A 13,115-nucleotide genomic window follows, 5' to 3' on the forward strand; every position below is an offset into this window, starting at 1 on the left:
TATAGAAGTCTTTCCTTAAATAATGACAATTCAAACCTAGCCCATCGAAAATTGGTCAGACCACCTAAACAGTAAAAATGCCCATATCAAATAGGGCTTGATTGCTTGTCTATCACTATAAAGGATAAATACTTCAAATTCTGTTAGTATTTGTCGGTTAAAATAGACAAATTTCTTAATTCCCGATAAGCAGCTAATGTCTTTTCCTCATCTTTTTCAATCAAAGCTTCTATTAACATGAAATAGCTGTTCCTATTATACTCCACAATCCTTAAATTCAAAGAATTATAATAATCCTTTAATATTAGCCAGATTCTCGAAAACAGATAGTTATCAGCCATTTCAATAATTTGATAAAAGAATTGATCATCATTTAATTGATCCTCTTCAACCAAGCTTTTTAGGGTAAATAACCTATTTTTATCCGCTCTGCTCAGAACCAATCGAAGAAAATCCATTTCTATGAGGTTCTTTGTTTCTATCACATCTAATTTTGCCTTTTCATCTTGGAGAATAAAAGTTCCGAGCAGCTGTACCAGCTGATTTCCCCGAAAATCTCTTATGAACGTCCCTTCACCACGTCTGGTTTCAATTAAACCGAGCAGCTCTAACGCTCTTAAAGCTTCCCGAACGGAAGAGCGCCCGACATTCAGGCGCTCAGACAATTCCCGTTCAGATGGTATTTTATCTCCAGATTGCAAATTATCAGCTGAGATCATTTCTCTTAGCTGTTTAACAATCTCTAAGTAAACTTTATTATTGGTCACTTACTAATCACTCACTTTTACCGATAATAGCGAGCCTCATTGTTTTTTCTTTCACATCTTCAGGGTCAACCTTTATCCGGGCAACACCCGTTTCCATTGCAGCTTTGGCAACCGCCGCAGCAACTGCTGGTGCAACTCTAGGATCAAAAGGTGCAGGGATGACATAATCCTCAGATAGCTCTGATTCATTAATTAAACTGGCAATTGCCTCAACAGCTGCCACCTTCATTTTTTCATTAATATGTGTCGCACGAACGTCTAGGGCGCCACGGAAAATTCCTGGGAAGGCTAGTACATTATTTACTTGATTTGGAAAATCTGATCTCCCAGTTCCCACCACTCTTGCTCCAGCTTCTCTTGCCACATCCGGCATGATTTCTGGATTAGGGTTAGCCATTGCGAAGATGACAGAATCTTTATTCATTGAAGCAACCATTTCTTTTGTCAAGGCACCTTCAACAGAGACGCCAATAAATACATCGGCACCTTTTATTACATCTTCAAGACTTCCAGTAAGATTATCACGATTGGTGAATTTAGCTACTTCGGCCTTGACGTTATTCATTCCTGCCGGGCGGCCTTCATAGATGGCACCCTTTGTATCACACATAATAATATCTCTTACACCAAAGCTGTGTAATAATTTAATAATGGCAATTCCAGCCGCTCCAGCTCCATTAGCAACCACTTTAATTTCAGTTATTTTCTTGCCAATCAGCTTTAATGCATTTACAAGACCCGCAGCCGTAACAATCGCAGTGCCATGTTGATCATCATGGAAAACAGGAATATTCGCTTCTTTTTTCAATCTTTCTTCAATGACAAAGCAATTTGGCGCAGCGATATCTTCAAGATTCACACCGCCAAATGTTGGCTCAAGCAACTTAACAGTTTCAATGATTTTTTCGACATCGGTTGTGTTTAAGCAGATTGGGAAGGCATCCACGCCAGCAAAGCTTTTGAATAATACTGCTTTACCTTCCATAACTGGAAGTGCAGCTTCTGGTCCAATATTTCCTAGTCCCAGGACCGCGGTGCCATCTGTAACGACAGCAACCATATTGCCTTTCATTGTGTATTCGTAAACCGTTTCTGGTTTTTCATAGATGTCTTTACACGGTTCGGCAACCCCAGGCGAATACGCTAAACTTAAATCCTTTGCATTTCTTACAGGTACTTTTGATTTCGACTCAAGCTTTCCTTTGTTAATTCGATGCATGTGTAATGCTTCTTCCCGTAATGTCAAGATATGTCACCCCTTAAATTAGTACAACAAGAAATCGATAATTAGAATAATAGCTAGTCTGTATTTAGTGGTCAGACCACACCCATTTCAATACCACTATATCATATCTTGAAGAGTTGTAAAGAATTATTCTTTCAAAACAACATTATTATTTCCTAAAAATTCACTCAATAATTTTAATAGTGTACTGCTGGGTTCAATCATAAATTCATCCCCCAGCCTGATTGTTTTTTTGCTTGTCTCATAGTGTAAAACAACTTTTGTTTTTCCAGTATTGCCCTTAAATAATTGTTTTAATTGATTTAACGAATGTTCGTCTTGTTTTCCCTGTACTATTTTTAGATATAAAATAGACTCCTTCTTCGTTTTTGTGCTTAACCAAGGTTCGATTTCAGATACTTGCTGGATAATAAATTGAAGCTTACCATCTCGTTCTTCTACTTTCCCTTCCATCACAACAAATTTCCCATGGTCCAGCAAGTGGGAGTATTTTTTGTATACAACTGGAAAGGTGACGGCTTCCATTTCACCGCTAGAATCACTTACATTCAAAAAGGCCATTGAATCCCCTTTTTTTGTACGGATTTTTCTTAGAGATACGATATATACACCCGCAGCTGCTCGTTTATGGTCCGCAGATAATTCAAACAGTACAGATGCTCCAGCTTGTTTTAGACTTTTTTCATAAATCGATACTGGGTGATCCGAAAGGTAGAAACCAAGAGCCTCTTTTTCAAAAGAAAGCTTATCCTCTAATCTTATAGGATCAACTTGAACGTATTTTGGCTTAAGTTGAAATTCATCAAGAAATAACTCCACTTGGCTTGATTCATCAACCTTAAATATTTGAGCATGCTCTAGCGCAACATCCAAACTTGCAAGCAAGACAGCACGGTCTTCCTTAAATTCATCGAAGCTTCCAGAATGAACGAGAACCTCCAGCGTTTTTCGATTGATTGCTTTTGAGGAAACCCTTGTGCAAAAATCGAATAAATCCTCAAACTTTTTACTTTTCCTTGCCTGAAAAATTTCTCTTAATGCTGCTGCTCCAACACTTTTAATGGCTGCAAGGCTGTAACGGATACCTGTCTTCTCTGCCTGAAAGGAAAAACCGCTGTAGTTGATGGAAGGAGACAGTATCTCCATTTCCTTTTGTTTTGATTCCATGATATATTGGGCTATTTTTGTTTCATTCCCAATCGCTGATGTAAGCAGTCCAGCCATGAAATAGAGGGGATAATTCGCTTTTAAATAGGCAAGCTGGTACGCAATCATACTGTAAGCAACTGCATGACTTCTATTAAAGCCATAATTCGCAAATCGAACAATTAAATCATAAATCTCATTTGCAAGTGCTTGTTCATACCCCTTCTTTAAAGCACCTTGGACAAAGTGGTTTCGCTCCCTATCCAAAACCTCCTTTTGCTTTTTCCCCACTGCTCTCCGCAAAAGGTCTGCTTCACCGAGAGAAAAACCAGCCATGGTTGAGGCAATTTGCATGATTTGTTCCTGGTATACAATGACTCCATATGTATTTTCCAGTATGGGTTCCAAATCTTTATGAAGGTATTCCACTGCTTGCCTTCCATGTTTCCGATCAATAAATAGGGGGATATTCTCCATTGGACCAGGTCGATATAGTGCATTAACGGCAACAATATCTTCGAACCGTGAAGGTTTTAAACGCAATAATACCTTCCTCATTCCCTCTGATTCCAGCTGAAAAATACCTGTTGTCTCTCCCCTTGCTAACAATTCGAACGTTTTTTCATCATTTAATGGGATGGTTTTAATATCTACTTTTCTTCCCGTTTTCTTATGAATAGACGATACGATTGATTCGAGCAGGGTTAAATTTCTCAAACCAAGAAAATCCATCTTTAGTAACCCTATTTCTTCAAGATGCTCCATAGAATACTGCGTTAAGTAAACCTGATTATGCCCCTGTTGAATTGGAATTAGTTCAATCAGCTGCTTCTCACTAATAATCACTCCTGCGGCATGTGTAGAAGTGTGACGAGGTAACCCCTCTAGCTTTAAAGCTGTTTCATAAAGCTTACGATTTACCGGGTTTTCATCAACAAAGGCTCGAAGGTGCTGCGATTCTTTATAGGCGTCTTTAAGATTGATACCTAAACGTGCAGGGATACGTCGTGACAGCTGTTCTAATTCCTTCGTATTTAACCCAAAGGCCCTGCCAACATCTCTTATTGCTGCCTTGGCGGCAAGCGTTCCAAAGGTTACAATTTGGGCTACGTGTAATTCGCCGTATTTCTTTGCAACGTATTCTATCACTTCATCCCGGCGGTGGTCTGGAAAATCAATATCAATATCCGGCATCGATATCCGCTCTGGATTTAAGAATCGCTCAAATAGTAATTGATGTGACAGTGGGTCGACGTCGGTAATATACAATACGTACGCAACAAGTGAACCTGCAGCAGATCCCCTGCCCGGACCTGTCAAAATACCATTCTCACGTGCATATCTCATAAAGTCCCAAACAATTAAAAAGTAGTTGCTAAATTTCATGGAGTTAATGACCGATAATTCATAAGCCAAACGCTCAAAGTGTTCCTGAGCAGGTGCAGAAAAGCGCTCCATTAACCCTTTTTGGCAGAGCATTTCTAAGTATTTCTCTGCAGATTGTCCATCCGCTGTTGGATATTCAGGTAAATAGGTTTTGTTTAATTCAATGTTTACCATGCATCTTTTAGCAATACTAATACTGTTTTCTAATGCCTCAGGTATTTCAGAAAATACTTCCACCATTTCCTGTGCAGTTTTTAGGTAAAATTGATTACTTTCTAATCTTTCTCTATGCTCATCCTGAAGTTTGTCACCGTTTTTTATCGCTAGTAAACATTCATGTGCGAACATATCCTCTTGTTCAAGGTAGTGAACTCTATTCGTTGCGACTAATGGAATAGTTAGGTCTTCGGCAATACTTTGAATCTTCTTTGTTACAATACCTTCCTGCTCTATTTGATGGTTTTGAACAGCAAGGTAAAAAGACTCTCTTCCAAAGATGGACTGAAGTTTTTTGATGATTTCAATTGCCTGTTCTTGCTTATCATTTGAAAGATTTTGTTCTATCTCTCCTTCTATTCCTGGAGAAATGGCAATAAGACCTTCCGCGTAATGCTTCAACCATTTAAAAGGGATACCATTTGTCGCTTTGGTTTGTACCGCACTAGATATTTTTAATAGGTTTTTAAATCCCTTTTCATTTTCAGCAAGTAAGACTAGCGGATACGATACTTCCTTCTCTATTTCACTTTCTACATCTACAGTCAGCCCAATAATCGGCTGTATATTATTTTTTATGCAAAGCTTATAGAATTCAATGGTTCCATACATAACATTCCTATCGGTTAATGCGATCGCACGGAATCCCTTTTTCTTTGCGTTATCAATCAATTCATGAACCGATACTGTGCTGGTTAATAAGCTGTATGCACTATATACATGAAGGTGAATAAAAGACATTTTTGTCACCTCTTTCAATAAAAAATTCCTATCTTCATTATAGAGCCAAACTAAAAAAAAGGAAAATATGTTCTTATTTTAAAAAACATAATCAAGGATGTTTGTCCATATAAATGATATAAGGGTATTTATACTTTGCAAGGGCGGTTGAGGTTATGAAAGAAATTGGCTTTTTTCCTACTTTTATTGAAAGTTATTTTATTGCATTAGGTGTTATATTAGGTGGTTCCCTGATTGGTGGAATCGCTGCCTTTCTAACTGGACAACCACCGCTCACGGCTGTTTACCGGCTGTCTACAGACTTAAGAATATGGGCAATTGTCGCTGCTATTGGCGGGACATTTGATGCCGTGTACACCTTTGAGAGGGGGTTATTTAATGCAGAAACCAGGGACATATTTAAGCAGCTCCTCATTATCCTTTCTGCATTAGGCGGCGCACAGACAGGTGCACTGATAATTAATTGGTTAACACAGGAGTATATATCGTGAGAATTCCTCCTTATTATCGAAACCCTGCATGGCAGCGTTTTTTTGCAGGAATGGTCATTGGCGGTGCGGTTAGCTGGTGTATTTTCATTTATATATTTGGTGTGTGGCAGGAGCAGCATACTGCTTTAATTGATAAACAAAGGGAAGAAATCGTTGACTTAAAAGAAGAAAAAAAGATCTGGCAGGAAGAGTATAAAGAGATTAATAAACGGACGATTGAGCAGCTGACGATTCAAAAAATCAATATTAAAATAACAAATTGGGAGAAATACAAGCTAGACATGCTAAGTGTTTCAGAAATTGAAGATTCGGTAAAAGATGACATTAGTTTGATGATCGCAAAGGACATCGATACAGTCTATAAAAGCAAGGAATTAATCAAAAAAATCATTCATAATAAACCTGTTAAAATAAATGACAAAAGGTATAAACTGCAAGTTAAGGAAATGGTCATTTTCACCACATTGTCCATTCAACTTGAAATTGAATTCGAACAATAAAAAGAATCGGCCCGAAATTTGAGGCCGATTCTTTCATTATGGTTGAAACTTGTCACAAACTTCACTAAGCTCTTTCATTACATGATCCACTTCATCCCATGAATAGATAGAGGCACCTGAGGCAAGTGGATGTCCTCCACCTTTAAACTTCCTGGCAACCCCATTGATTACTGGACCCTTTGAACGCAGACGTACCCTGATTTGATCGTCCTCTTCAATAAAAAAGACCCATGCCTTAATCCCTTTTACATCTCCTAATGTTCCTACAAGTAACGAAGCCTCTGATGGCACTGCATCATACTCTTCCAATAGTTTCTTTGTAAGCAGAACCGAAGCTACGCCGTTACTCTGCATTTCAAAGTTTTGCAGGATGTAGCCGTTTAATTTAATAATATTGGTGTCACGCTCGTACATTTTGTCAAAGAGTTCGGTACGGGAAAAATTATAATGAATCAGTTCACCTGCATATGCAAAGGTTTTATCTGTAGTACTCGGAAATAGAAATCTTCCTGTATCTCCAACAATCCCGCCAAATAAAAGCCTGGCTGCCTCATCGTTTAATTTTAATCCTCGGTCTTTACCAAATAGATAGAATTCATAAATCATCTCACTGCAGGAACTTGCCGTCGTATCCACCCACAATAAATCACCATAAGGATCCTCGTTTGGATGATGGTCTATTTTGATTAATTTTTCACCTAATGAATATCTTCGATCACAAATCCGTTCTTCATTCGCAGTATCACAAACAATAACTAAAGCTCCTCTATACACCTCATCATCAATGGAATCTAGACGACGCATAAAATGGAGCGACCTTTCTTCTTTTCCAACAGCGAACACCTTTTTATTTGGATAAGATGCCTTTAGGATTTCAACTAATCCACATTGTGAACCATACGCATCCGGATCTGGACGGACATGTCGATGGACGATGATGGTTTCATATTGTTCGATCATTTCTAAGATTTTTTCATTCAATGTGATCACCTCTCTATTGTTTTCTTAAGCAAGGGTAGAATTTTGGTAAAATAATATGTACAATGAACAAGAGAATTTTAGACTTGGAGGAAATTTAATGTCTGTTCTAGTTTTTCTGATTGTCATTCTATTTGCTTTCTATTTATTTTATAAAACCAAATACTTTAGAAGCAGCCGTCCGGTTGAAAAGAAATGGCTTGCTGCCAAATCCAATATTGCACTAGGGCTGTTTGTCGGCTTATTTGGGTTAAACCATTTATTCTTCATTTCGCAAACGACTGTCACCATTATTGTTTCAGTAATCTTTACTGTTTATGGAGCAGTGTTTACTTTGGTGGGAATTAAGAAATATAAACATTACCTGCCGTTTGCGGCGGAAGAAGCTAAAAGTTATAATGCACAATAAAGAATGAGCCGCTTACCCTTTGGTAGCGGCCTTTTTTACGTCCTATCAATCAACTGACACATCATCATTGCTTTTCCGACTAGGATGCCATCATTAAAGACCTCGACATCGACCTTTCCAAACTTTCGGCCAACTTCAAGTACCTTTGGAAAGATTTCGATAACACTTTCCATCTGAACAGGCTTGAGAAAGTAAATGGTCATATTTTCAACAACAAGATCACCTTTTTTATAGCTTCTTAGGATACGATTCGCTGCCTCCGTAACAATGGTTGTGAAAACTCCATAGGAAATGGTTCCAAGATGGTTGGTCATTTGCGGAGTAACTTCACTGGTGTATACTTCTTCACCTTTTGCTCTTCCGCGCATTAACACCATTTGGTTGGTGACAATATCATCCAGCGTTTCTCCTACCTGTGGCTGGCGTTGGTTCATTTGCAGTGCTTTTAATACATCCTGCCTGCTAATAATTCCTTCAAGACGGTTGTTATCATCCACAACTGGAAGGACTTCAATACCTTCCCAAACCATCATATGTGCGGTAGAGGCAACACTTGTCTTTCCAGATACTGTCATCGGCTGTTTTGTCATGATCTTATCAATGGAAGTATCAGCATCCTGACCCATAACGTCCTTTGCCGTTACCATACCTTGAATCTTCATGTTTTGATCAACAACAGGATAACGGCTGTGAGTGGTTTCATGATTCAGGTTATGCCACACAGAAACCTTATCAGAGGTCTTCAGGAAATAAGTCTCTGAAAGAGTGGTTAGGATATCCTCCACCAGAATAATTTCCTTTTTTATTAACTGGTCATAAATGGCGCGGTTTATCATCGTTGCCACTGTAAAAGTATCATAACTAGTCGATATGATCGGCATTTCCAGGCTGTCTGCTAATTTTTTGATATTATCTTCGGTATCAAAGCCACCGGTAATTAATACAGCTGCCCCAGCCTTTAATGCCAGCTCCTGTGCTTGTGTACGATTTCCAACGATTAATAGGTTATCTGGACCAGTATAGCGCATCATTGCCTCTAGTTTCATGGCACCGATAACAAATTTATTTAGTGTTTTATGCAATCCAGTCTTGCCGCCTAAAACCTGACCTTCCACAATATTAACCACTTCCGCGAAGGTGAGCTTTTCAATATTCTCTTTTTTCTTTCGTTCAATCCTAATCGTACCTACACGCTCAATTGTACTGACATATCCTTTATTTTCTGCTTCTTTAATTGCTCTGTAGGCTGTCCCTTCACTTACTGTCATCGCCTTGGCGATTTGACGTACAGATATTTTTTCCCCTACTGGAAGTTCATCAATATATTGCAGAATCTGTTCATGCTTTGTAGCCAAGACCTTCACCCTCTTCTATAGCCCTTTAATTATAAATTAATCGATATATTATTTATACCATTATTTCGAATAATAAACCAACGCAAAAAGAGCCCTTATACAGGCTCCCCTTGCAGTGTGGTGATTAATAAAAAGATCTTGATTTTTTGTTGATTCGAAGGTTTTGGCGTTTTTTTTCTGCCTTTTTTGGACTATATAATAAGGCGGTCAGATTTCCTGCTAAAACAATTAAGGCAAGCACAAGCCAAGATAGAGCGAAGACCCCTTTTAGACCTTCTGCAAATACCGAGAGCCTTGGAACAGCAAAATAAAGCATGAATCCACAAAGCAAAAGGCAAAGTAAATATCGATTTTTTTTCAATTCTTCTGTCCCCCTTCAAAACGAACTGCTTGTTTCACTTTATGCAAAGAAGGGATAAAAAAGTATTATAATTCTATATATTCTCCGGGCTCCATCACTTTTCCATTTTTATTTTCAAGCATTTCAATAAATTGCTTAGGATCCTGCTTAATTGGCGGAAATGTATTGTAGTGGATCGGAACAATGGTTTTTGCTCCTAATAATTTTGCTGCGTAAGCTGCATCTTCTGGACCCATTGTGAAATTATCACCGATTGGCAAGAAAGCTAAATCAATCGGGTGTCTTTCACCAATTAGCTTCATATCTGAAAATAACCCTGTATCACCAGCATGATAAATGGTCTTACCTTCTGCCATTAAAAGAATTCCTGCTGGCATTCCGCAATAGATTATTTCATTATTTTCCGTCATATAGCTTGACCCATGAAAAGCTTGTGTTAATTTGACTTTCCCAAAATCAAATTGATGTTCGCCGCCGATATGCATGCCATGGGTATTGACACCCTGCCAGCTTAAGAATGTTGAAATCTCATGATTGGCGATTACCAGTGCATTGTTTCTTTTGGCTAACTCTACCGTATCTCCGACATGGTCATTGTGACCATGAGTTATAATAATTACATCTGGATTAAGAGTTTCCACTTTTAAATCAGTTAATTGGTTACCGTTTATAAATGGATCAATCACTATTCTTTTTCCATTGAGTTCAATTTTAACAACCGAATGTCCATGATATGATACTTTCATCTTCCATCTCCTCCAAAAACTTTTATAGTATGTATTTCAATAATAATTTCTAAATTCCTTCCTCATTTATATCCATAAATGGAGTGATTTAGCACATCCTAAAGTAAGATTGTTTACACATCGATTTAAAATTGATAACCTCAAGAAGGATGTTTATTTTAGGAGGCGTAAGTTATGAACCAACGATTACAAAAGCTTCAAGCATGGATGAAGGAAAATGGGATTGAAGTAAGCTTCATCACTTCTTCTGAAAATGTATTTTATTTAAGCGGGTTTTTCTCAAATCCCCATGAGCGTTTACTTGCCTTAGCTATTTTCCAAGAGCAAGAGCCGTTCCTTGTATGTCCTGGGATGGAAGTCCATGATGTCAAAAGCTCCGGCTGGAACCAGGAAATCATTGGCTACAGTGATATCGAAAATCCATGGGAATTAGTACATACTTCGATCAATAAAAGACTTAATGGAGTACAAAAAGTCGCGATTGAAAAGGAACATATGAATGTGGAACGATATGAACAGCTAACGGCTTTATTCCCTAGCGCAGCGTTTGTTTCCGCTGAAGAAAAATTAAGAAAGCTGCGGATGATTAAAGATGCCAAGGAATTAAAGGTTATTGAAGAGGCTTGTGCCTTAGCTGACTATGCCATTGAGGTGGGCTGCAGTGAAATAAAAGAAGGAAGAACGGAATTAGATGTCCTTAATGCGGTTGAGTATGCACTTAAGCAAAAAGGTGTAACGGAAATGTCATTTACAACTATGGTTTTGACGGGTGCAAATGCTGCGTCCCCTCACGGTAATCCAGGCAGGACAAAAATTCAAAAGGGCGATTTGGTCTTATTTGATTTAGGTGTAGTAGTAGATCGTTATTGTTCAGATATTACAAGGACTGTAGCCTATGGTGATATTAATGATAAACAAAAAGAAATCTACGATACCGTGCTTAAAGGACAATTAGCGGCAATAGCGGCAAGTAAACCTGGTGCAACTGCAGCTGAAGTTGACCTAACGGCACGAAGAATCATTGCTGAAGCTGGCTATGGGGATTACTTCCCGCACCGACTTGGACATGGATTAGGGATCAGTGTTCACGAGTATCCTTCCATGACAGAAACCAATCAACTGGTAATCGAAGAAGGTATGGTTTATACCATTGAACCAGGTATTTACGTTCCTAATGTAGCAGGAGTACGTATTGAGGATGATATTTATATTACTGCTGACGGAGCTAAAGTCTTAACTAAATTCCCTAAAGAACTACAAATCATTCGATAAGCGATTTAGATTTTTTTACCATTGAAGTGTAGAAGAATTTGCAGTAATATACAAATACAAGCTGCGTTGCTCGTAGTGATAATAAAGTTTTAACCTTTAAGCTGTAAAAGGGAGTTTTACTATCGAAGCTGTAATGACACGCCTCTGTCTATACGACATGGAGGACATGCAGGAGGGCTTTTGCGAACACCCACTTTGAGGAGTGGTGGTTTAAAACTTTCTTATATGAGGTACGGCAAATGCGGCTATATAATCTATGAAATAACCAAGCCAGCTTCTTAATGAAGCTGGCTTTATTTTTTGTCTAGCTATAGCGCCTAGGGGCTGTAGCTTTTCTATTTACATTTGTCCAAGTAATGTTTTTGTATCTGAGTAGTGAAGACCATGTGCTTCTGCTACTGCTTCATATGTTACAAAGCCGCCAAGGGTATTGATACCTTTTAGCAGTGCTTCATTTTCGAGGCATGCTTGTCGATAACCCTTATTTGCAATTTGGATTGCATATGGAACGGTTACGTTGGTTAAGCCAAGAGTTGAAGTTCTTGGAACTGCCCCTGGCATATTGGCAACGGCATAATGAACAACTCCATGTTTAATATAGGTAGGGTTATCGTGTGTTGTTATTCGATCAGTTGTTTCAAAGATACCACCCTGATCAATTGCAATATCCACTACGACGCTTCCTGGTGTCATCGATTGAATCATTGCTTCGGAGACTAACTTAGGAGCTTTTGCACCTGGAATTAGGACCGCACCAATCACTAAGTCAGATTCTTTAACAGCTTCCGCAATATTATAAGGATTAGACATTAATGTGGTGATGTCAGAACCAAAGATATCATCCAGTTGACGAAGACGGTCAGGATTAAGATCGATAATTGTAACTTTTGCTCCGAGTCCAATTGCCATTTTAGCAGCATTTGTTCCCGCAACTCCACCGCCAATAATGGTTACTGATCCTCTTTGTACACCCGGAACCCCAGATAAGAGAATCCCTTTCCCGCCATGAACTTTTTCAAGGAACTGAGCACCAATTTGCGCAGCCATTCTTCCTGCTACTTCACTCATTGGGGTTAATAACGGCAAAGAATTATTTGGTAACTGGACTGTTTCATAAGCAATTCCAACCACTTTTTTATCAATTAAGGCCTTTGTTAGTTCTGGTTCAGGAGCTAAATGTAAGTATGTAAATAAAATTAATCCTTCACGAAAATATTGATATTCACTTGGCAGAGGTTCCTTAACCTTCATAACCATTTCCATTGACCAAGCTTCTGAAGCAGTTTCTACTATTTTTGCACCTGCAGTTGTATAATCTTCATCGGTAAAAGCAGAGCCAAGTCCTGCCCCTTTCTCAATATAAACCTCATGCCCAAATTTCAAAAGGTTAAAAACACCAGCTGGTGTCATGGCAACACGATTTTCATTATTTTTTATCTCTTTAGGAACACCGATCCGCATGTACTTACCCCCAATTAATATTGTCATAGTAAAAGAACCA

Annotated in this window: 12 protein-coding genes and 1 other RNA gene; 5 read left to right on the forward strand and 8 right to left on the reverse strand. The window is 38.5% G+C overall.

Annotation, left to right across the window (positions count from 1 at the left end):
- Positions 1–143: 143 nt before the first annotated feature.
- The 3 genes from ACY3XC_RS04230 to dnaE form a co-directional block, all read right to left on the reverse strand.
- Complete coding sequence (locus tag ACY3XC_RS04230; protein ID WP_464867389.1) at positions 144–767, reverse strand: FadR/GntR family transcriptional regulator; 624 nt, start codon at positions 765–767, stop codon at positions 144–146.
- 7 nt (positions 768–774) lie between these two features.
- Positions 775–2,013, reverse strand: coding sequence for an NADP-dependent malic enzyme (ystJ, locus tag ACY3XC_RS04235; protein WP_179160026.1), 1,239 nt, complete (start codon positions 2,011–2,013; stop codon positions 775–777).
- A gap of 126 nt (positions 2,014–2,139) precedes the next feature.
- The gene (gene dnaE / locus ACY3XC_RS04240; RefSeq protein ID WP_464867390.1) at positions 2,140–5,502 is read right to left on the reverse strand and encodes a DNA polymerase III subunit alpha; all 3,363 of its coding nucleotides are present in this window, start codon (positions 5,500–5,502) and stop codon (positions 2,140–2,142) included.
- Positions 5,503–5,657: 155 nt separating this feature from the next.
- Here dnaE and ytrH point away from each other — a divergent pair, with 155 nt between their 5' ends.
- Together ytrH and ytrI are read left to right on the forward strand one after the other, a co-directional pair.
- On the forward strand, positions 5,658–5,993 hold the full coding sequence (gene ytrH / locus ACY3XC_RS04245) for a sporulation membrane protein YtrH (RefSeq protein WP_045524254.1): 336 nt from the start codon (positions 5,658–5,660) through the stop codon (positions 5,991–5,993).
- On the forward strand, positions 5,990–6,493 hold the full coding sequence (gene ytrI, locus ACY3XC_RS04250; RefSeq protein ID WP_464867391.1) for a sporulation membrane protein YtrI: 504 nt from the start codon (positions 5,990–5,992) through the stop codon (positions 6,491–6,493). Before ytrH ends, ytrI begins: the two co-directional genes overlap by 4 nt.
- Before the next feature lie 36 nt (positions 6,494–6,529).
- On the opposite strand, the gene ACY3XC_RS04255 is transcribed toward ytrI, so the two are convergent.
- Positions 6,530–7,474, reverse strand: a complete 945-nt coding sequence (locus ACY3XC_RS04255) for a DHH family phosphoesterase (RefSeq protein WP_464867392.1) — start codon at positions 7,472–7,474, stop codon at positions 6,530–6,532.
- Between the two features lie 97 nt (positions 7,475–7,571).
- On the opposite strand from ACY3XC_RS04255, the gene ACY3XC_RS04260 reads away from it, so the two are divergent.
- Positions 7,572–7,880, forward strand: a complete 309-nt coding sequence (locus ACY3XC_RS04260; protein ID WP_464867393.1) for a YtpI family protein — start codon at positions 7,572–7,574, stop codon at positions 7,878–7,880.
- Between the two features lie 35 nt (positions 7,881–7,915).
- On the opposite strand, the gene ACY3XC_RS04265 is transcribed toward ACY3XC_RS04260, so the two are convergent.
- From ACY3XC_RS04265 to ACY3XC_RS04275, 3 genes are all read right to left on the reverse strand, one after another.
- Positions 7,916–9,235 (reverse strand): DRTGG domain-containing protein, encoded by a 1,320-nt coding sequence (locus tag ACY3XC_RS04265; RefSeq protein ID WP_464867394.1) that lies wholly within the window; start codon positions 9,233–9,235, stop codon positions 7,916–7,918.
- Between the two features lie 124 nt (positions 9,236–9,359).
- Positions 9,360–9,596 (reverse strand): hypothetical protein, encoded by a 237-nt coding sequence (locus ACY3XC_RS04270; RefSeq protein ID WP_464867395.1) that lies wholly within the window; start codon positions 9,594–9,596, stop codon positions 9,360–9,362.
- Between the two features lie 65 nt (positions 9,597–9,661).
- Positions 9,662–10,342 carry a metal-dependent hydrolase gene (locus tag ACY3XC_RS04275; protein ID WP_464867396.1) on the reverse strand — a complete coding sequence of 227 codons (681 nt, stop codon included), beginning with the start codon at positions 10,340–10,342 and terminating at the stop codon, positions 9,662–9,664.
- Between the two features lie 174 nt (positions 10,343–10,516).
- On the opposite strand from ACY3XC_RS04275, the gene ACY3XC_RS04280 reads away from it, so the two are divergent.
- Entirely contained in the window at positions 10,517–11,614 is a 1,098-nt protein-coding gene (locus tag ACY3XC_RS04280) for a M24 family metallopeptidase (RefSeq protein ID WP_464867397.1), read from the forward strand.
- Positions 11,615–11,669: 55 nt separating this feature from the next.
- Positions 11,670–11,866, forward strand: a non-coding RNA gene (gene ssrS, locus ACY3XC_RS04285) — 6S RNA.
- A gap of 87 nt (positions 11,867–11,953) precedes the next feature.
- Here the strand turns inward: ssrS and ald are convergent.
- Positions 11,954–13,075, reverse strand: coding sequence for an alanine dehydrogenase (ald, locus tag ACY3XC_RS04290; RefSeq protein ID WP_464867398.1), 1,122 nt, complete (start codon positions 13,073–13,075; stop codon positions 11,954–11,956).
- Positions 13,076–13,115 lie beyond the last annotated feature (40 nt).

This window comes from Bacillus sp. CZDM1 (assembly GCF_055502545.1).

Excerpts from the sequence above, each read along its gene's own strand:
- dnaE (WP_464867390.1), bottom strand. The coding sequence starts at position 5,502 with ATGTCTTTTATTCACCTTCATGTATATAGTGCATACAGCTTATTAACC.
- ytrH (WP_045524254.1), top strand. The coding sequence starts at position 5,658 with ATGAAAGAAATTGGCTTTTTTCCTACTTTTATTGAAAGTTATTTTATT.
- ACY3XC_RS04260 (WP_464867393.1), top strand. The coding sequence starts at position 7,572 with ATGTCTGTTCTAGTTTTTCTGATTGTCATTCTATTTGCTTTCTATTTA.
- ACY3XC_RS04275 (WP_464867396.1), bottom strand. The coding sequence starts at position 10,342 with ATGAAAGTATCATATCATGGACATTCGGTTGTTAAAATTGAACTCAAT.
- ACY3XC_RS04280 (WP_464867397.1), top strand. The coding sequence starts at position 10,517 with ATGAACCAACGATTACAAAAGCTTCAAGCATGGATGAAGGAAAATGGG.
- ald (WP_464867398.1), bottom strand. The coding sequence starts at position 13,075 with ATGCGGATCGGTGTTCCTAAAGAGATAAAAAATAATGAAAATCGTGTT.